At 63.8% G+C, this 17,796-nt stretch carries 22 protein-coding genes; 20 read left to right on the top strand and 2 right to left on the bottom strand.

The genetic code is table 11. From position 1 onward, the window contains the following. Nucleotides 1-34: 34 nt before the first annotated feature. Both flgF and MTR72_RS02260 read right to left on the bottom strand, forming a co-directional pair. A complete protein-coding gene (gene flgF / locus MTR72_RS02265; RefSeq protein ID WP_280966100.1) occupies nucleotides 35-763 on the bottom strand; it encodes a flagellar basal-body rod protein FlgF in 729 nt (242 codons plus the stop codon). 3 nt (nucleotides 764-766) lie between these two features. After that, a complete protein-coding gene (locus MTR72_RS02260) occupies nucleotides 767-1,555 on the bottom strand; it encodes a DUF1217 domain-containing protein (protein ID WP_280966099.1) in 789 nt (262 codons plus the stop codon). A 138-nt stretch (nucleotides 1,556-1,693) separates the two neighbouring features. Between MTR72_RS02260 and motA the strand changes: the two genes are divergently transcribed. The 20 genes from motA to MTR72_RS02160 all read left to right on the top strand — a co-directional run bounded on the left by motA (nucleotide 1,694) and on the right by MTR72_RS02160 (nucleotide 17,796). Next, complete coding sequence (gene motA, locus MTR72_RS02255) at nucleotides 1,694-2,590, top strand: flagellar motor stator protein MotA (protein WP_280966098.1); 897 nt, start codon at nucleotides 1,694-1,696, stop codon at nucleotides 2,588-2,590. Next, nucleotides 2,587-3,528, top strand: coding sequence for a flagellar motor switch protein FliM (locus MTR72_RS02250; protein WP_280966097.1), 942 nt, complete (start codon nucleotides 2,587-2,589; stop codon nucleotides 3,526-3,528). Before motA ends, MTR72_RS02250 begins: the two co-directional genes overlap by 4 nt. Then, nucleotides 3,509-3,820, top strand: a complete 312-nt coding sequence (locus MTR72_RS02245) for a hypothetical protein (RefSeq protein WP_280966096.1) — start codon at nucleotides 3,509-3,511, stop codon at nucleotides 3,818-3,820. Before MTR72_RS02250 ends, MTR72_RS02245 begins: the two co-directional genes overlap by 20 nt. 113 nt (nucleotides 3,821-3,933) lie before the next feature. Next, nucleotides 3,934-4,320 carry a flagellar motor switch protein FliN gene (fliN, locus tag MTR72_RS02240; RefSeq protein ID WP_280966095.1) on the top strand — a complete coding sequence of 129 codons (387 nt, stop codon included), beginning with the start codon at nucleotides 3,934-3,936 and terminating at the stop codon, nucleotides 4,318-4,320. Nucleotides 4,321-4,322: 2 nt separating this feature from the next. Continuing rightward, on the top strand, nucleotides 4,323-5,363 hold the full coding sequence (locus tag MTR72_RS02235; RefSeq protein ID WP_280966094.1) for a flagellar motor switch protein FliG: 1,041 nt from the start codon (nucleotides 4,323-4,325) through the stop codon (nucleotides 5,361-5,363). Nucleotides 5,364-5,376: 13 nt separating this feature from the next. Continuing rightward, on the top strand, nucleotides 5,377-6,462 hold the full coding sequence (gene flhB / locus MTR72_RS02230; protein ID WP_280966093.1) for a flagellar biosynthesis protein FlhB: 1,086 nt from the start codon (nucleotides 5,377-5,379) through the stop codon (nucleotides 6,460-6,462). 85 nt (nucleotides 6,463-6,547) lie between these two features. After that, the gene (gene flgB, locus MTR72_RS02225) at nucleotides 6,548-6,928 is read left to right on the top strand and encodes a flagellar basal body rod protein FlgB (RefSeq protein WP_280966092.1); all 381 of its coding nucleotides are present in this window, start codon (nucleotides 6,548-6,550) and stop codon (nucleotides 6,926-6,928) included. 11 nt (nucleotides 6,929-6,939) lie between these two features. After that, nucleotides 6,940-7,356, top strand: coding sequence for a flagellar basal body rod protein FlgC (flgC, locus tag MTR72_RS02220; RefSeq protein ID WP_280966091.1), 417 nt, complete (start codon nucleotides 6,940-6,942; stop codon nucleotides 7,354-7,356). A 2-nt stretch (nucleotides 7,357-7,358) separates the two neighbouring features. Further along, nucleotides 7,359-7,685: a flagellar hook-basal body complex protein FliE gene (locus MTR72_RS02215; RefSeq protein ID WP_280966090.1), complete on the top strand. Its 327-nt coding sequence runs from the start codon at nucleotides 7,359-7,361 to the stop codon at nucleotides 7,683-7,685. A 17-nt stretch (nucleotides 7,686-7,702) separates the two neighbouring features. After that, nucleotides 7,703-8,491 (top strand): flagellar basal-body rod protein FlgG, encoded by a 789-nt coding sequence (flgG, locus tag MTR72_RS02210; RefSeq protein WP_280966089.1) that lies wholly within the window; start codon nucleotides 7,703-7,705, stop codon nucleotides 8,489-8,491. A 13-nt stretch (nucleotides 8,492-8,504) separates the two neighbouring features. Continuing rightward, entirely contained in the window at nucleotides 8,505-8,981 is a 477-nt protein-coding gene (gene flgA, locus MTR72_RS02205; RefSeq protein ID WP_280966088.1) for a flagellar basal body P-ring formation chaperone FlgA, read from the top strand. Next, on the top strand, nucleotides 8,978-10,108 hold the full coding sequence (flgI, locus tag MTR72_RS02200) for a flagellar basal body P-ring protein FlgI (protein WP_280966087.1): 1,131 nt from the start codon (nucleotides 8,978-8,980) through the stop codon (nucleotides 10,106-10,108). Before flgA ends, flgI begins: the two co-directional genes overlap by 4 nt. Before the next feature lie 67 nt (nucleotides 10,109-10,175). Then, on the top strand, nucleotides 10,176-10,943 hold the full coding sequence (locus tag MTR72_RS02195; protein WP_280966086.1) for a MotE family protein: 768 nt from the start codon (nucleotides 10,176-10,178) through the stop codon (nucleotides 10,941-10,943). Continuing rightward, complete coding sequence (gene flgH / locus MTR72_RS02190; protein ID WP_280966085.1) at nucleotides 10,940-11,635, top strand: flagellar basal body L-ring protein FlgH; 696 nt, start codon at nucleotides 10,940-10,942, stop codon at nucleotides 11,633-11,635. Before MTR72_RS02195 ends, flgH begins: the two co-directional genes overlap by 4 nt. A gap of 42 nt (nucleotides 11,636-11,677) precedes the next feature. Further along, nucleotides 11,678-12,121 (top strand): flagellar basal body-associated FliL family protein, encoded by a 444-nt coding sequence (locus MTR72_RS02185; RefSeq protein ID WP_280966084.1) that lies wholly within the window; start codon nucleotides 11,678-11,680, stop codon nucleotides 12,119-12,121. After that, complete coding sequence (gene fliP / locus MTR72_RS02180) at nucleotides 12,118-12,858, top strand: flagellar type III secretion system pore protein FliP (protein ID WP_280966083.1); 741 nt, start codon at nucleotides 12,118-12,120, stop codon at nucleotides 12,856-12,858. The genes MTR72_RS02185 and fliP overlap by 4 nt, the downstream gene beginning before the upstream one ends. A 244-nt stretch (nucleotides 12,859-13,102) precedes the next feature. Further along, nucleotides 13,103-14,011 carry a flagellin N-terminal helical domain-containing protein gene (locus MTR72_RS02175; protein WP_280966082.1) on the top strand — a complete coding sequence of 303 codons (909 nt, stop codon included), beginning with the start codon at nucleotides 13,103-13,105 and terminating at the stop codon, nucleotides 14,009-14,011. A 275-nt stretch (nucleotides 14,012-14,286) separates the two neighbouring features. Beyond that, nucleotides 14,287-15,201 carry a flagellin N-terminal helical domain-containing protein gene (locus MTR72_RS02170; protein ID WP_280966081.1) on the top strand — a complete coding sequence of 305 codons (915 nt, stop codon included), beginning with the start codon at nucleotides 14,287-14,289 and terminating at the stop codon, nucleotides 15,199-15,201. A gap of 304 nt (nucleotides 15,202-15,505) precedes the next feature. Then, nucleotides 15,506-17,131 carry a flagellar basal-body MS-ring/collar protein FliF gene (gene fliF, locus MTR72_RS02165; protein ID WP_341510037.1) on the top strand — a complete coding sequence of 542 codons (1,626 nt, stop codon included), beginning with the start codon at nucleotides 15,506-15,508 and terminating at the stop codon, nucleotides 17,129-17,131. After that, entirely contained in the window at nucleotides 17,128-17,796 is a 669-nt protein-coding gene (locus MTR72_RS02160; protein WP_280966079.1) for a hypothetical protein, read from the top strand. Before fliF ends, MTR72_RS02160 begins: the two co-directional genes overlap by 4 nt.

Genomic DNA, 17,796 nt, shown 5'->3' with positions numbered 1-17,796 from the left:
AAATTGTCCACAATCATGGCGCGCGAGGTGCAGTCTACTTTCCGGGCTCGCCCAGCGTTCGGATCGCGTTCTGCAACGAGCTCTCGGTGCCCTCGAGCAGCGAATTGGTGCCGTCGAAGGCGCGCGAGGCCGAGATCAGCCGGGTCAATTCGAGCATCGGATTGGCGCCGGAGCCTTCGACATAGCCTTGCTTGAAGCCGTCCCGGGTGAAATCGGAGATGGCGGTCGCAGGCCGGTCGGGGACGACGCCCGAATTGCCGTAGCGGTCGAGATTGGCGTCCGCGGGAATGTTGAACAGGCCGATCGTGCCGATCTCGTTGTTGTCCTGGGTGATCGCACCGCTGCGCGAGATCGCGACCGGTCCGCCATTCGGGTCGAGCGTGAGCTGTGCACCGCCCGCATCGATGATGGGGAAACCGCTCACCGTTTGAAGGTCGCCGTTCGGGGCGATCTGGAGGCGGCCGTCGCGCGTATAGACCGTGCCGTTCGGACCGGCGAAGGCGAGCCAACCCTGTCCGACCACGGCGACGTCGAGCGGGTTGCCGCTCTCGGTGATATTGCCTGCTTCGCGCGAGATGATGTTGTCGCCGGGCGAGGAGAAGGCGACGGGATTGGCGCCCGCTTTCGACAGCACCGTCTCGAACTTCACCACGTCGGTGCGGAAGGCCGCCGTGTTCACGTTGGCGACGTTGTTGGCGATCGTCTGCAGGCGCTTCTCCAGCGCGACCTGCGCCGACAGTCCCACATAAAGAGCCGATTGCATGACTTACTTCCCGAACCGGATGGACTGGAGCTTCGAGAGCATGTCGGTATCCATGCTGGTCATCGACGACGCGCCGCCGATCAGGACCAGCGCGGGGTTGGTCGAGTTGTCGGTCTGGGCCTGGGTCGCATCCCACATTGCGGCAAAGCGCTGCACGAACTTGTTCACCTTGGTCGGGTCCTGGAAATCGGTGAGCTTGATCTTGCTCGTGATCATCTTGGCTTGGGCGTCGATGTCGGCCGAGCTGACGGTCGACGACAGGCCGAGCGCCGTCTGAACCACCTGCGTCAGCGCCTTGTCCGCGAGGATCTGGTAGGCGTTGGTGATCGTGGAGGCCTTGCGCGTGAAATAGAGCGCCAGCCGAAGACCCTCGTTCTGGTCGCCGGCTTTCTGCTCCATCGTCTGCGTGACATATTGGGTCGCCGTGCCGGTCGTGGCCTGGGTGGTCTGGGTCGCGTTGCTGCCGAGGGCGGCGAAGTTGAAAGCGGTGGCGAATTCGCGGTAGCGGGTGTCGGTCAGCTTGTTGGCGAAGGTGTTCTTGTTCGCGACACCCTCGGTCAGCACCTTGCGCATGAACGCCTTGGCATAGGTCATGTCGCTGAGGCCATAGGCCTTCATCGCATAGGAGTAGAGCCGATAGTCCTTCAGGAAATCGTCGATGGTCTTCACCTTGCCGATGTTGGCAAGGTAATAGTCGGTCTCACGGCTGACATCCGGCTCCTTCGCGACGAGCGTCAGCGACTTGCCCATGTCCTTGGTTATTCTCGTGTAGTCCGCGATCGTGGACAGCATGGCACCTCTCCGGCCGCAGTTGCGACAGGATCTCAAGCTGCCGCGGATTGCTTGCGCGGGGCTGACGGCGGGCAAGCCAGCCTCGCGCAAGCGTCGGCGCATAGATGTTGCCGATGGGATCGGCGATGGAGCGGCGCGTTGGGCAGTTTCGTAGGGATCATCATCACGGTCGCGGCACTGCTCGGCGGATTTGCCGCGATGGGCGGGCATCTGGCCGTGCTGATGCAGCCGTGGGAGTTCGTGATCATCATGGGCACCGCGATCGGCACCTTCATCGTGGCCAATCCGTGGAAGGTGGTCGTGGATACGGGTCTCGCGACCATGCAGGCCGTCACTGGCGCGGTGCCAGGTGAACGCTACTATCTCGACCTGCTCGGAGCGCTCCATGCCCTGATGCGCGAGCTGCGGGGCAAGGGTCGCAACGAGGTGGAAGCCCATATCGACGATCCCTCGTCCTCGGAAATCTTCAAGGCGTTCCCGAGCGTGCTGGGGGATGCGGCGCTGCTCCAGTTCATCTGCGACTACGTGCGCCTCATCATCATGGGTAACGCGCGCACGCACGAGATCGAGGCACTGATGGACGAGGAGATTCACACCATCGTGAAGAGCAAGCTCACGCCCTACAACGCGCTGGTCGTGGTGTCCGAGGCGTTGCCGGCGCTCGGTATCGTTGCTGCGGTACTCGGCGTCATCAAGGCCATGGGCGCGCTCGACCAGTCGCCGAAGCTGCTGGGCGGCTTCATCGGCGCCGCCCTGGTCGGCACATTCGCCGGCATTTTTCTGTCCTATGGCATCATTTCGCCCTTCGCGCTGAAGATCAAGCTGACGCGCGAGAAGCGGTGCCGGCCCTATATCATCGTCAAGCAGACCCTGCTCGCCTTCATGAACGGCGCCATGCCGCAGATCGCGGTGGAGCATGGCCGCAAGATGATCGCGAGCACCGAGCGGCCCTCGATCGATGTCGTCGAGAATGAGACCATCGCCGGGCCGAAGGTGGTGGTTGCCGATGCCGAACCGAAGGCTGCCCGCGCATGATGATGGATGGTCTCGACGTCGACCAGCAGAAGCGGCTGCCGAACTACCTGCTCGATGCCGCCGGCATCTCGATCGAGCGGATGCCGATGCTCAATGTGATTTTCGATCGCATGGCGGCATCGTGCACGGACAGCCTGCAGCCGATGGCGGGGACGCCCTGCTATTTCTCGGTCAATGGCATCACCAATGATCGCGTCGGTGACATTATCAAAGACTACGAGGCCAACGCGGTCGCCGCCGTGCTCTATGCCGAGCAGTGGGATTCCCGCGTCATCATCATGCTTGACCGCGACTTCGTGTTCACCATGGTCGAGGCGATGTTCGGATCCGACGGCGCTGAACCGCCGATCGATGTCGAGCGATCCTTCTCCAACATCGAGCTCCGCCTGGTGCAGGCGCTGTTCGAGCGCTTCGCCAAGTCGCTGCAATCCGCCTTCGCCGGCACCTCGGAAGTCACGTTCAGGCTGGAGCGGGTCGAGACTGCCATGGCCTCGCTCGCGATCGGGCGGAGCGGCAACATGTCGATCTGCGCGAACATCATGCTGCAGGCGCTCTACCGCGGCGGCCAGATGTTCCTCATCATTCCGCACTCGGCGCTCAATCCGCTGCGGCAGAAACTCGCCCATGTCGTCGTCAGCGACGGCCGCGCGGCCGATCCGCACTGGCGAGAGCAGATGGAGAGCGAGGTCCATCGGACTGAGATAACGCTGAGCGCAGTGCTGGACGAGAGGATACTGCCCCTCGGCGACGTCGTGAAGTTTCATGTCGGGCAAGTGCTCGAGCTCGAAGCCACGCCGCGTACGCTGGCCCGGCTCGAGAGCAACAACCAGGTGCTGTTCTGGTGCCAGATCGGCCAGCTTGACGGCTACTATGCCATGCAGGTGGCGGATCCCGTCGATCAGAAGCGGGAGTTTGTCGATGATATCCTATCTCGTTGACGCCGTGCTGCTCGTCGCACTCGCCTTCACCAGCATGCGGGTGACCAGGATGCACCGCGAATTGGCGCGGCTGCGCAGCTACCAGGGCGAGTTCACGACGATCGTACACGAGACCGCGGGCGCGTTCGACACGGTCATTACCGCTGCGCACGATTCCACGGCCAATCTCGGGCGGCTCGCGAACGTTCTGACGGCGAAGATCGATCAGGCGCATGAGGCGATCGCGGCGTTGGACGCGCGGCGCGGACTTATGCCGGCGGCGACCACGGGCGGCGATACGGACAGGCATTGAGGCGGGGGCCGGTCAGGCGCGGATGACGGGAACGTCAGCCGACGTCGACGCGCAAGCAGGGGAATGATTCCGGAGCCGCGCTCCGGGAGCGGATTACCAAGAGGCGATACACGATGGCGCAATCTTTCGACTACGAGTCTTCCAATCGAGCATCGGCGCCCGAGGGGCATGCCGACACCTCTCCGCTGGAGAGATTGGCGGAGATCGCCGCGCGCACGGCGGAAGAGACCGGAAAGTTCGCCAATGTCGACGCGATCCTGCGCATTCCCGTCACCATGCAGGTAGTGCTCGGCTCGGCGACAATTCCCGTGGCGAACCTGATGAAACTCGGTCGCGGCGCCGTGGTACCGCTGGATCACCGGGTCGGCGAGCCCGTCGACGTCGTGGTCAACGGCCGCATCGTCGCCCGTGGCGAGGTGGTGGTGGTCGAAGAGGATAATTCTCGTTTCGGCGTGTCGCTGACGGAGATCGTTGGACCGCTGGGGCAAGGTGATACCTGATCATGGCGGCACCGGTCGGCATCGCTCCCGTCAAGCAGCGAGGCGTTGCCACGCTGGGCGGAACGGAAAAGGTCGCGGCGCTCCTGCTGGCCATGGGTCGGCAGGCGGCCGCGAGCGTGCTTCAGCAATTCGAGCCGCAAGAGATCCGCATCGTCACCAAGGCCGCGGCGGAGCTGCGGCCGATCACGGCGCAGGAGCTCGAGGGGATTGTCGAGGAGTTCGCCCAGCAGTTCTCGATGGGCGCCAACATCCTCGGCACGCTCGGCGGCCTGGAGGCCGTGCTCGGCGACGTCCTTCCGGCCGATCAGGTCTCCCAGATCATGTCGGACCTGCTCGGCAATTCGAGCCGCTCGGTCTGGGACCGCGTGTCGTCGGTGTCGGAGAACTCGCTCGCGAGCTACCTCACCAAGGAGCATCCGCAGACCGCAGCGCTGATATTGTCCAAGGTCAAGCCCGCGTGCGCCGCGAAGGTCATGAGCCAGCTTCCCTCGAGCCTGCGCAACGAGCTGATGCGGCGCGTGCTCAGCCTCAAGCCGATCGTCGACGACGCGATGCGCATCATCGAGAAGACGATGCATGAGGACCTCACCCTGAATTTCGCCCGCAATCTCGGCGCCGATACCTATGCGCGCGTCGCCGACATCATCAACAAGATGGAGCGCGGCCATATCGAGGACATGCTGAAGAGCCTGTCGGAGAAGCGGCCTAAATCGGCTGAGGTGCTGAAGGAGCTGCTGTTCACCTTCGACGACGTCGTCAACCTGACGCCGAAGGCGCGCACCATGATCTTCGATCAGGTGCCGACCGACCGCATCGTCGTCGCCCTGAAGGGAACCGACAAGAGCTTCCGCGAGCTGATCCTGTCCTCGGTCGCCTCGCGCGTGCGCCGCGTCGTCGAGCACGAGCTTGCCATCGGCGAGCCGTCGAACCAGCGCGATGTCCTGGAGGCGCGGCGCGTCATCACCGACCTCGCGCTTGACCTCGCGGAGAAGGGCGAAATCGAGCTCAACCCCGAGCAGGAGGATGAGCTGGTCTTCCGCTGACCGCTGAGCAGGCATGGCAGAAACATCCGACCAGGAGAGCAAGACAGAAGAGCCGACCGAGAAGAAAGTCCGCGATGCGCTCGAACAGGGCAAAATTCCGGTCTCTCGGGAGGCATCCATCTTCGCCTCCATGGCGGCGCTGATGGTGATCCAGGCATTCCTGATCGGTCAGGGCGTGCAGCAGCTCACGCCGACCCTTAAGAGCTTCCTGGACGATCCCGAGGGTTTCCCGCTGAGCACCGCGGCCGACGCGCAGAACCTCCTCACCGTGGTCGGCCTGCAGGCGATGCGCTTCCTGATTCCGCTGGTGGCGATCCTGGCTGTGTTCGGGCTGGCAGCGTCGCTGCTGCAAAACGCACCGCGCCTGGTGCTGGAGCGTATCCAGCCGGACTTGTCCCGGATCTCTCCGGCCAAGGGCTGGAACCGGATATTCGGAACGCAGGGGCTCGTCGAGTTCGCAAAGTCGCTGTTCAAGCTCGTCTCGGTGAGCTTCGTCGTCGGCTTCGTGCTGCGCTCATCCGAAGCGAAGGCCTTCGAGGCGATGTACACCGATCCCGTGGCGCTGCCGGAGATGATTCTGACCATCGCAATGCGGATCGTCTCGGCGATCTGCATCGCGACGATCGTGCTGGTCGCGATCGATCTCGCCTGGGCGCGCTTCCACTGGCGGCGCGAGTTGCGCATGACGCGGCAGGAGATCAAGGACGAGCACAAGCAGGCGGAGGGCGATCCGCTGGTCAAGGCGCGCTTGCGCTCGCTGGCGCGCGACCGCTCGCGTCAGCGCATGATCGCCTCGGCGTCGCGCGCAACGCTGGTGATCGCGAATCCAACGCATTTTGCCATAGCGCTGCGCTACAAGCGCGAAGAGAATCCGGCGCCGCTCGTGCTCGCCAAGGGCATGGACGCGATCGCTCTCAAGATTCGCGAGGTCGCCGAGGAAAACAGAATTCCGGTGATCGAGAACAAGGCGCTGGCGCGCGCGCTCTACGAGGCGGTTCAGGTCGATCGGGTGATTCCGCCCGAATTCTTCCGACCCGTAGCAGAGATCATCTACTTCCTGCAGTCGAAGCAGTCACCGCGCGCCGAAAAGGTTCAGTGAATTTGTGCGGATAACGCCCCGCCCATCAGCCTGAGGAAAGCTTACGATTCTAACATTCTCCCGAATAGACCAGAATGGGACTGTCGTGGGACCGCTTTATCTCTTCGAACTCGCATCGTCGCAGGCGCGCTGGCTCGAACTCCGTCAGTCGACGATCGCCACCAACGTCGCCAACGCCAATACGCCCGGCTTCAAGGCCCGCGACGTCGAGCCGTTCAACAAGGTGCTCGACGGAACGCCGGTGCGGCTCGCAATGACGTCGCCCTCGCACATGCAGCTTTCCGCAGCCGAGACCGATACGCGTGCGATCGCGAAGAAGGATAGCTGGGAGGTGGTTCACTCCGGCAACTCGGTGAGTCTCGAGCAGGAGATGATCAAGGGCAGCGACGTCAATCGCGACTACTCGATGAACTCCGCGATCGTGCGGTCGTTTCACCGCATGCTGCTGTCGAGCGCGAAGACCTGAGGTGAACTGACATGCTGGACTCACTGAGCGCCTCACTGACGGTCGCAAGCTCCGGGCTCGAAGCGCAGTCGACGCGCATGCGCATCGTCTCGGAGAACCTTGCGAATGCGAGTTCGACGGGGCGCACCGCCGGCGCTGATCCGTATCAGCGCAAGACGATCACCTTCGATGCCGCAATGGACCGTGCCTCGGGCGCGCAGCTTGCGAAGGTCAAGGAAATCGGGGTCGATACCACGCCGTACCGTGTGGAATACGACCCGGGGCATCCCGCCGCCGACAAGGCCGGCTACGTCAAGCTTCCCAACGTCAACATGATGATCGAGATGGCCGATATGCGGGAAGTCAACCGGTCGTACGAGGCCAATCTCCAGGTCGTGAAACAGGTGAGGTCGATGCTGGGCATGACCATCGATCTCCTGAGGAGCTGACAATGCTTGAGGCGATTTCATCCACGGCGATTTCCGCAGGCCAGGCGGCGACTCGCGCGACCGAGACGCAGGCGATCTCGCCCGCGGCAACCGCGATTCAATCGGGCGACGACCTCGGCTTCGATTCCGTGCTCAAGCAGGTGACGACGGACGCAATCGGAACGATGAAGGCGGGCGAAGCGGCGTCGATCTCGGCAATGCAGGGCAAGGAATCGACGCGGCGCGTCGTCGAGGCGCTGATGTCGGCCGAGCAGGCCCTGCAGACGGCGGTCGCGGTTCGCGACAAGGTCGTGCAGGCCTACCAAGAAGTCGTTCGGATGTCGATTTGATCTGAAGGAGTGAAGTTGTGAAATCGCTCGCCATCGCGGCCACGGGTATGAACGCGCAACAGACCAATGTCGAGGTCATCGCGAACAACATCGCCAACATCAACACCACGTCGTTCAAGCGGGCGCGCGCGGAATTCACAGATCTGTTCTACCAGATGGACCGCATGCAGGGTGTCTCGAACGTCTCGGGCGCATCGCCGATTCCGGAAGGCGCCAATCTCGGTCTCGGCGTCAAGTCGGCGGCGATCCGCAAGTTGCACATCCAGGGCGCGCTCACGCAGACCGGCAACACCTACGACATGGCGATCAACGGCCGCGGCTGGTTCCAGGTGCTCGGTCCGAACAACGAGGTGCTCTACACCCGCGCCGGATCGTTCAACACCAATCCAAACGGTCAGCTCGTCACGCTCGACGGTTACCTGATCGATCCCGCAATCACGGTGCCGCAAGGAACTGTCGAGGTCACGGTCAACCAGACCGGCCAGGTCTTCGCCAAACTGGACACGGAAATCAATCCGCGCCAGATCGGCCAGCTCAACCTCGCGAACTTCGCCAACGAGGCGGGGCTAGAGCCCCTGGGCGGCAATCTCTATCGTGAGACCACCGCGTCGGGTACGCCGGTGGTCGGGCTGCCCGGTGATTCCGGCTACGGCAAGATCAATCAGCATTATCTCGAGGCCTCGAACGTCGATCCGGTCAAGGAAATCACCGAACTGATCTCCGCCCAGCGCGCCTACGAGATGAATTCCAAGGTCATCCAGGCCTCGGACGAGATGGCTTCGACGGTGTCGAAGGGCCTTCGCTAGTTTCGGTGTATCCATGTTGAACAGGGTGGGCCTGATCGCGCGTGGGTTGGCCGCCGCGCTCCTCCTTCTCTTCTCTGCGCGGGTCGCTTTGGCCGAGGAGCGGCGGCTTCCGGTGCCGGCCGTGTCGATCCGCGCCGGCGAGGTGATCAAGGACGACATGATCACCGAGCGGGCCTTCGCGTCGAACCTGCTTGGGGTCGCCATGTTCATCGAGGGACGCCAGGTCCTGGTGGGACGCATGGCGCGGCGCACGCTGCTGCCCGGCCAGCCCATACCCACGAACGCGGTGGAGGATCCCTGGACCGTCGCCCGCGGCGCCATGGTCAAGGTCGTCGTCGAAGACAGCGGCCTGTCGATCGTGACGTATGGCTCGGCGATGCAATCGGGCGCGGCTGGGGCGCTCATCCCGGTACGAAACACCGACACCGGCGTGGTCATCCGAGGCATCGTCCAGCCGGACGGCACCGTCAAGGTCGTGGACGGGTCATGATCAGATTTCTGCTCGCGCTGATTCTCGTCGTCTCCACGGCCGATGCCCAGGCCGCGGTCCGCATCAAGGACATCGCGGACATCAAGGGATTGCGCGAAAACCAGATCGTCGGCTACGGCCTCGTCATCGGCCTGAACGGCACCGGCGACACGCTACGCAATGCGCCGTTCACGGAGCAGTCGCTCCAGTCGATGCTCGAAAACATGGGCATCAACGTCAGGAACGACACAACCAGCACGAACAACACCGCGCGGCCCACGACGCTGCGCACGCGCAACGTCGCCGCCGTCATGGTGACCGCGGACCTGCCGCCTTCGATCGCGGCGGGCGAACGCATGGACGTGACGGTGTCGTCGCTCGGCGACGCGACATCACTGCTCGGCGGCACGCTGGTAATGACGTCGTTGCGGGCCGCCGATGGTGCCGTCTATGCAGTGGCGCAGGGTGCCGTCACCGTCGCGGGCTACAGCGTGGGAGGCCAGGCGCAGAACGTCAGCCAGGGCACGCCGACCGCCGGGCGGATTCCGAACGGCGCGCTGGTCGAGCGGGAAGTGCAGGGGAGTCTCCATGAGATGGAATTCCTGGTGCTCGAGCTGAAAAACCCCGATTTCGTCACCGCGACGCGAATCCTCGATGCCATCAACCGCTACGCCGGCGGGCGCTACCGCGCGCAGATCGCCTTCGAGCGTGACTACCGGACCATCGTGCTGTCCAAGCCGCGCTATATCGGCCCGGTCCGCTTCCTCGCCGAAATCGGCGAGTTGACGGTCGAGCCGGATACTCCGGCGCGGGTGGTGATCAACGAGCGCACCGGCACGGTGGTGATTGGGCGCGACGTGCGGATCTCGACGGTGGCGGTGACGCACGGCAATCTGACGGTTCGTGTCACGGAGATGCCGGTGGTGTCGCAGCCGGCGCCGTTCTCGCGGGGGCAGACAGTCGTCGTTCCCCAGACCGTCGTCGAGGCCAACGAGGCTGGCGCGCAGGTTGCGATCCTCAGCGGTGTCGATCTGCAGCGCCTGGTGCGCGGGCTGAATCAGATCGGACTGAAGCCGTCCGGCATCATCGCCATTCTCCAGGCGATCAAGACGGCCGGCGCGCTCCAGGCCGATGTCATCGTCCAATGATGCATAAGCGTCGTGCAAGCTTGGTCACCCAATGCTCTCATCTCGACCGAGAATCGCACGCGGCCCGATGCTGAAGATGGATCACAAAGCGCAAGTCCTCCTCCTGGTCGCGGTGTCCGCGCTGGCGAGCGCTTCGCCCGTGCTGGCGCTGGATGAGGCGAAGCCGTCGAAGCCGCTCAACCTGCTCTCCTTCGCGCGCGCACGTGCTCCGGGCGCCCAGAAGCCGCCAGCCACATCGTTAGTGAGCGACGCCGGTTCGGCCAGGGCGACCGCCTGGGCGGCGGAAGACACTGGACCTGCGATCACCGGTGCGGTGCCAGCTCCTGAAACTCCACCGCCGGCACCCACGCCCACGCCGGTTCGGACGGCAAAGCCCGGCAGCGTCACCGCGCCGCCGAAGCCGGCGCCGCCCGCGGCATCCGCAACACCGGACAACGAGGTCGCGCTGTTTTGCAGCAACGTCGCCGACTCGGCCGTCGATGCCAGGCTCGCCTGGCAATTGAAGGAGCTGGAGAAAGCCGAGAACCAGCTCCGCGAGCGGATCGCCGAGGTCGAGGCCAAGCGGGCCGAATACGAGAAGTGGATGGAGCTGCGTGACGAGTTCCTCAAGAAGGCCGAAGCGAGCGTGATCGAGATCTATTCGCGCATGAAGCCGGAAGCGGCAGCCACCCAGATCGCGGGCATGGCGGACGAGACGGCCGCAGCCGTTCTCGCCAAGCTCAGCCCCAGGAGCTCGAGCGCAATCTTCAATGAGATGGATTCGGCACGCGCAGCGCATCTCGCCGATCTGCTTGGCGGAATGCGTCGCGTGGATGACGGAAAGAGCAGTAAATGAAGAAGCCGATCCTCATCCTGTCGGTCGTATTCCTGGCTGGATGCTCCCACGATCCGGCCGAGCTGCTGACCGGCCCGCAAATGTCGCCCGTCGGCAGCGGCCTGAGGACATCGGCCGATCCTATCCCGGTGACGCCCCGCTTGCGCACGCCCGTCAGCTATCGTTCGACCTGGGACGACGGCACCGATCTCTACCGCGACCCGCGTGCCCGGCGCGTCGGCGACGTGATGACGGTGATCATCTCGATGCAGGACAAAGCCAAGCTCGACAACAAGACCGGTCGCTCGCGCGATTCGCAGATCAAGTTCGGCCTCGATTGGCTGATGGATGTTGCGGGATGGAACGACAAAGGCCAGGCCAACGCCAATCTCAGCACCAACACCCAGATCAAGGGCAACGGCCAGATCGACCGCGCCGAGGACATCAAGCTCTCGATCGCCGCGATCGTCACCGACGTATTGCCGAACGGCAATATGATGATCAGCGGTTCGCAGGAATTCCGCGTCAACACGGAGATGCGCGTGCTCAACGTCGGCGGCATCGTGCGCCCACGGGACATCTCGCGTGGCAACACGATCACCTATGACAAGATCGCTGAGGCGCGCGTGTCCTATGGCGGCCGCGGAAATCTGTCGGACGTGCAGCAGCCTGGATGGGGGCATCGCATCTATGACGCCGTCGCGCCGTTCTGACGCGCAGGCAAGCCGGGCCGCGCCGCAGGGACAAGGGGTATCATGCGCCTGATTGGAGCCATTGTGGCCCTGACCCTGATCGCGATCGGCGCCGGCGCGATCGCGGGCCTGCATCTGCTGGCAGCCGCCGAGCGCGTGGCCGACGCGAAGAAAAGTGCGACCCCGCCGCCGATTGCTGCGAGCTACGCCGGCAGCGCGCGGCTCAGAAAGCTCTCGCCGATCGTGACCAATCTCGCGGCGCCGGCCAACAACTGGGCGCGCGTGGAGGCCTCCATGGTGACCGACAGCATGAGTGACGAGGACGCCGGCATCCTGGCCGCCCATATCAGCGAGGACATCGTCATCTATCTCAGATCCGCCTCGGTTGCGCAGTTCGAGGGCGCGCGCGGGCTTCAGCATCTGCGCGACGATCTCGCCGAGCGCGCCAATATCAGGTCGTCCGGCAAGGTGCGCGAATTGATCATTGAGACATTGGTGATCCAGTGAGAGTGAGAGTCCTGCTGCTGGCGTTGCTGCTGGTCGTCCTGCCCGAGGTGGCGTTCGCCCAGATTCCGGACCTCAACTCACTGCTGCCGCCGGGCAACGGCTCGACCAGCGGCCGCATCATCCAGCTCATGGCGCTGATCACGGTGCTGTCGGTGGCGCCTGGGTTGCTGATCATGGTGACGAGCTTCACGCGATTTGCCGTCGCGCTGTCGTTCCTGCGCGCCGGTCTCGGCCTCCAGACCACGCCGGCCAATCTCGTGCTGATCAGCCTCGCACTGTTCATGACCTTCTACGTCATGGCGCCGACCTTCGACCGGGCCTGGGAGACCGGCGTTCAGCCGCTGATGAAGAACGAGATCTCGGAGGAGCAGGCCTATTTGCGAATCACCGATCCGTTTCGCGAATTCATGCTGGCCCATGTCCGCGAAAAGGATCTTCAGACCTTCGAGGCGCTCGCCGCGGAGAGCTTCCGCAGGAAGTTCGACGACAAGCGCATCGACATGCGCGTCATCATTCCGGCGTTCATGATCTCCGAGCTGCGGCGCTCGTTCGAGATCGGATTCCTCATCATCCTGCCGTTCCTCGTGATCGACATGATCGTCGCGACGCTGACAATGTCGATGGGCATGATGATGATGCCGCCGACGATCCTCGCGCTTCCGTTCAAGATGCTGTTCTTCGTGCTGATCGACGGCTGGAATCTGCTCGCCTCCGGACTGGTGCGGTCGTTCTCGTAAGGGCCGCGATCGTCGGCCGACCGGTTGGTTATGGTTAGCGGAAAGTAATATTAACCATATGATATTACTGCGAAATTCAGGTCGGCCTTAATCTGGAAGCAAGGTTCGGCGTGCTAGCAAGGCGTCACGGCCGGTTGGACCTCACCCACATCAGTCCAAAGGCATGATGCCGCCCTGCCGTACCGGTGAAAGCCCGGTATGTCCCCTCATGAAAATGTAACGCGTACATAAAGGGACATTCGCAATGTCAAGCCTGCTCACGAACTCGTCCGCCATGACTGCGCTCCAGACCCTGCGGTCTGTGAGCCAGAGCCTCTCCACCACGCAGAGCCGGATTTCCACCGGCCAGCGCGTGGCGACGGCTTCGGACAACGCCGCCTATTGGTCGATCGCGACCTCGATGCGCGCCGACAACGCCGCGCTCTCCGCCGTCTCCGACTCGCTCGGTCTGTCGGCTGCGACCGTCGATACGCAGTACACCGCTCTGAACACGGTTCTGGGCAGCGACGGCAACTCCGGCCTGACCAAGCTCCAGTCGCTGCTGGTCGAAGCCAAGACCGCTGGTATCGATCGCACCAAGATCCAGTCGGAAATCACCCAGATCCAGCAGGACATGAAGAACACCGCCAACTCGGCGACGTTCAACAGCGTCAACTGGCTGAGCACGACCGCCACCACGCCGACGACCGTCAATCTGGTGTCGTCCTTCTCGCGCACCGGCGGCACCCCGACAATCAATTCGATCTCGGTGACCGTCGCCAACTACTCGCTCTACACCAGCACGCAGACCGGCTTCCTGGACACGGTGAGCGGCGGTGCGTCGGTCGACACCATCAACATCGCCGCGCTGACCGACTCGGCGGCTGACCAAACCACGCTCGATGGCTACATCACCCAGGTCACCGGTGCGATCAACTCGGTCAGCTCGGCCGCCGCCAATCTCGGCGCCATCAAGAACCGCATCTCGAACAACACGGACTTCGTGAAGTCGCTGATGGACTCGGTGACACGCGGTATCGGTCAGCTCGTCGATGCCGACATGAACGCGGAATCGACCCGTCTGGCGGCCCTTCAGACGCAGCAGCAGCTCGGTGTTCAGGCGCTCTCGATCGCCAACCAGAACAGCCAGAGCCTGCTGTCGCTGTTCCGCTAAGCTTCGCACCATCGGGAAAGGGCCGCGCTCTCGCGAGCGTGGCCCTTTCTATTGGGCGTCGCGCTCCTCGGAGTCGGATCCGAGCCCGCCGTGTTGCCCTCCGGCCAACTGGCCACAAGCCTCGCACAAGCTTCAGGCGCTATCCTTGCCGTTACGACAGGTTGGGCCCAGGGCAGCTCCTTGGCCTAAAGGCATGACGCCGCCCTTTCGTACCGGTGCAAGCCCGGTATGTCCCCCAGACAAAAACTCAATCTGCTTTCAAAGGGACATTCTCAATGTCAAGCCTGCTCACGAACTCGGCTGCGATGACTGCGCTCCAGACCCTCCGGTCTGTCAGCTCCAATTTGCAGACCACCGAAAATCGCATCTCGACCGGCCAGCGCGTCGCGACCGCTTCGGACAACTCCGCCTATTGGTCGATTGCGACCTCGATGCGCGCCGACAACGCCGCGCTCTCCGCCGTCTCCGACTCGCTCGGTCTGTCGGCTGCGACCGTCGACACGGAATACACCGCGCTGACCTCCGTTCTGGGCAGCGATGGCAACTCCGGCCTGACCAAGCTCCAGTCGCTGCTGGTCGAAGCCAAGACCGCTGGTATCGATCGGACCAAGATCCAGTCCGAAATCACCCAGATCCAGCAGGACATGAAGAACACCGCCAACTCGGCGACGTTCAATGGCGTGAACTGGCTGAGCACGACCGCCACGACGCCGACCACCGTCAACCTGGTGTCGTCGTTCTCGCGCGTTGGCGGTACGCCCACGATCAACACGATCCAGGTGACTGTGGCAAACTACTCGCTCTACACCAGCACGCAGACCGGCTTCCTGGACACGGTGAGCGGCGGTGCGTCGGTCGACACTATCAACATCGCCGCGCTGACCGACTCGGCGGCTGACCAAACCACGCTTGATGGCTACATCACCCAGGTTACGGCCGCGATCAACACGGTCAGCCAGTCCGCCGCCAACCTCGGCGCCATCAAGAACCGCATCTCGAACAACACGGACTTCGTGAAGTCCCTGATGGACTCGGTGACCCGCGGTATCGGCCAGCTCGTCGACGCCGACATGAACGCGGAATCCACCCGCCTCCAGGCGCTCCAGACCCAGCAGCAGCTCGGCGTTCAGGCGCTCTCGATCGCCAACCAGAACAGCCAGAGCATCCTGTCGCTGTTCCGCGGCGGCTAAGCGGAAACATCGAAAGCGGCCGTGCTCCCCCGGGAGCACGGTCTCCGCCGTAAGCGGCGACCAGGCGACGTCTCGCATCGCTCGATTTGCTCAGAGCGTCTCCCGATCCGTCGCCGGCGCATCATGACGCGTCGGCATTTGCCGATCGTGCGCGACTGCCGCTGGTGCGGCCGTGACTCTCCCCCCGATCTCCTTGCAAAATTGCAACGCGGCACGCGCGACATGACGCGCTGGTGTTTTTGCGCAACCTTCAGACAAGGTTCGCAGCGGAGTGTCCTCGGTATTCGCATTGGTACGAGGTCTCATGCTCAGTCGCGCGCAGGTACAGCAACTGCTCAACAATCTGCTGGAGCTTGGGCCGCGACGCTTGATGGCCTTGGGGCTGATTGGCTTCGCCGTTCTCGTCACCGTCGTCGGCGGCGCCTACTATCTAAGCCGACCCGAATTCGAGACCCTTTATACGGGGCTGACCCGCGAAGACGTGACCCGCATCGGCGCCGCGCTGCGCGAGCAGAACATCACATTCGACGTCAACGCGGCCGGCGATGCCGTCTCCGTGCGTCCGAGCCAGACCATGCAGGCGCGCATGCTGCTAGCCGAGAAGGGGCTGCCGACCAGCGCCAATTCCGGCTACGAGCTGTTCGACAAGATCGGTTCGCTCGGCCTGACCTCGTTCATGCAGGAGGTCACGAAGCTTCGGGCGCTCGAAGGCGAGATCGCGCGCACCGTTCAATTGATGAAGGGCGTCAAGGCCGCGCGGGTTCACATCGTGCTGCCGGTGCGCGGCTCGTTTCGTGCGACCCAGCAGCCGCCATCGGCTTCGGTGGTGCTGCGCACCGACGGCGCGATCGAGGCGCGCACGGCGCAGTCGATCCGTCACCTCGTGGCGGCGGCGATTCCCGGCATGAGCCGCGACAAGGTGACGGTGCTCGATGCCGACGGCTCCATGCTGCTTGCCGAGGAGGATGAGGCGAGCGCGGCGCCGACCAAGATGGCGAGCCTGCAGAAGATGGTCGGCGCGATGGTGCAGGAGAACATCCGCAAGGCGCTGACGCCGTATCTGGGCCTCGACAATTTCGAGGTCAGCGTCGCTCCGCAGCTCTCCACCGACAAAAGGCAGATCAACGAGACCGTCTATGATCCGGAGACGCGGGCCGAGCGCTCGGTCCGGAACGTTCGGGAGAAGGAATCCTCGCAGAACGCCGATCGCTCGACGCCGACCACGGTGCAGCAGAATCTTCCGGACCAGCAGGTGAATGCCGGCGGCGGCAAGAGTTCCAACGAGGAGAAGCAGCGCCGCGAGGACGTCACCAATTTCGAGGTCTCGTCCAAGACCACGACCACGGTGAGCGACGGCTACTCCGTCAAGAAGCTCTTCATCGCGGTCTTGATCAATCGCGCGCGCCTTGCCGCCGATCTCGGCGACAAGACCAACCAGGCCATCATCGACAGCAAGATCGCCGAGATTAGCCAGCTTGCGGCGACGGCCGGCGGATTGGACAAGCAGCGTGGCGACCAGATCCAGGTGACCGCGGTCGATTTCATCGAGGGCTCGCGCGAGATGGCGCCGGTGCCGCCGATCGGCTTCGTCGAGATGCTCAACCGGCAGATGGGAAGTTTCATCAACGCTGCGACCATTCTGGCCGTTGCAACGATGCTGGTCTGGTTTGGCCTCAGGCCCGCCGTGAACGGCATCCTGACCCACCGTGCACAGCAGGAGCAGGCCGAGGCCGCAGAGATCGCCCAGCTCGAGGCCGCTGCTGCCCTCGCGCTGCCGGAGAACGAGGAGGCCGAGCTCAACCTCGTCGAAGACCTCGAGGGCAAGATGCAGCGCACGCCGCAGAAGCGGCTGGAGCAGATCGTGCGTCTCGATCAGATGCAGGCAGCGGCGATTCTTAAAGACTGGATGCGGCGTGAGGAGGCGGCATGAACGCGGCAATCGGAAAACTCCTCACACAGTTCGACGCGAACGGCCGGGCCAAGCCGCCCGAGATGCCGCGCGTTCAGGAGCCGGTGGCGCGGCCGAAGGAGGTCCGGCGCGAGCCGCAGCCCCAATCGCAGCCGCAATCTCCGCTCCCTGCGCCGAAGGCCGAGGCTCCGCCGGTCAATCTCCTGGATGACGCCTATCGGCGCGGCTATGCCGCTGGTCTCGCCGAAGGCGATGCCAAGCTTGCCGAAGAGCGGGTCCGCAGCGCGATCAGGCTCGGCGAAGAGCGGGCCAAGTGGTCGGACCAGCAGGCGATTGCGATCGTGAACGGCTTTGCTGCGGCCTGCCGCGAGATCGAGACCAACATCGCCAGTTCCGTCGCGCGCATTCTGCTGCCGTTCCTGACCGATGCGGTTCGCGACAAGGCGGTCGCCGCGCTGGTCGAGCAGATCACCGCGCTGACCTCCAACTCGCCGGCGCCGGTGTTCAGGATCACAGGTCCAGGCGAGCTGCTCGACCTGGTCAGGACACAGCTCGAAGCGGCCCGCCGTACCGGTATCGAGTACCAGGCCGCCGACACCCTCGAAATCCGTGTCGTCGCCGACCAGACCGTGATCGAGACCCAGATCTCGACCTGGGCCGAGCGTCTGAAGGAAGCGCGCCGGTAA

This window comes from Bradyrhizobium sp. ISRA442 (assembly GCF_038085055.1).
GTDB lineage: Bacteria > Pseudomonadota > Alphaproteobacteria > Rhizobiales > Xanthobacteraceae > Bradyrhizobium.
The sequence above is the reverse complement of the archived record's forward strand: the minus strand, read 5'-3'. Positions and strand labels throughout refer to the sequence as shown.

Coding starts and splice junctions, on each gene's coding strand:
- flgF (WP_280966100.1), bottom strand. CDS start 763: ATGCAATCGGCTCTTTATGTGGGACTGTCGGCGCAGGTCGCGCTGGAG.
- MTR72_RS02260 (WP_280966099.1), bottom strand. CDS start 1,555: ATGCTGTCCACGATCGCGGACTACACGAGAATAACCAAGGACATGGGC.
- MTR72_RS02250 (WP_280966097.1), top strand. CDS start 2,587: ATGATGATGGATGGTCTCGACGTCGACCAGCAGAAGCGGCTGCCGAAC.
- MTR72_RS02245 (WP_280966096.1), top strand. CDS start 3,509: ATGATATCCTATCTCGTTGACGCCGTGCTGCTCGTCGCACTCGCCTTC.
- fliN (WP_280966095.1), top strand. CDS start 3,934: ATGGCGCAATCTTTCGACTACGAGTCTTCCAATCGAGCATCGGCGCCC.
- MTR72_RS02235 (WP_280966094.1), top strand. CDS start 4,323: ATGGCGGCACCGGTCGGCATCGCTCCCGTCAAGCAGCGAGGCGTTGCC.
- flhB (WP_280966093.1), top strand. CDS start 5,377: ATGGCAGAAACATCCGACCAGGAGAGCAAGACAGAAGAGCCGACCGAG.
- flgC (WP_280966091.1), top strand. CDS start 6,940: ATGCTGGACTCACTGAGCGCCTCACTGACGGTCGCAAGCTCCGGGCTC.
- MTR72_RS02215 (WP_280966090.1), top strand. CDS start 7,359: ATGCTTGAGGCGATTTCATCCACGGCGATTTCCGCAGGCCAGGCGGCG.
- flgA (WP_280966088.1), top strand. CDS start 8,505: ATGTTGAACAGGGTGGGCCTGATCGCGCGTGGGTTGGCCGCCGCGCTC.
- flgI (WP_280966087.1), top strand. CDS start 8,978: ATGATCAGATTTCTGCTCGCGCTGATTCTCGTCGTCTCCACGGCCGAT.
- MTR72_RS02195 (WP_280966086.1), top strand. CDS start 10,176: ATGCTGAAGATGGATCACAAAGCGCAAGTCCTCCTCCTGGTCGCGGTG.
- flgH (WP_280966085.1), top strand. CDS start 10,940: ATGAAGAAGCCGATCCTCATCCTGTCGGTCGTATTCCTGGCTGGATGC.
- MTR72_RS02185 (WP_280966084.1), top strand. CDS start 11,678: ATGCGCCTGATTGGAGCCATTGTGGCCCTGACCCTGATCGCGATCGGC.
- MTR72_RS02175 (WP_280966082.1), top strand. CDS start 13,103: ATGTCAAGCCTGCTCACGAACTCGTCCGCCATGACTGCGCTCCAGACC.
- MTR72_RS02170 (WP_280966081.1), top strand. CDS start 14,287: ATGTCAAGCCTGCTCACGAACTCGGCTGCGATGACTGCGCTCCAGACC.
- fliF (WP_341510037.1), top strand. CDS start 15,506: ATGCTCAGTCGCGCGCAGGTACAGCAACTGCTCAACAATCTGCTGGAG.
- MTR72_RS02160 (WP_280966079.1), top strand. CDS start 17,128: ATGAACGCGGCAATCGGAAAACTCCTCACACAGTTCGACGCGAACGGC.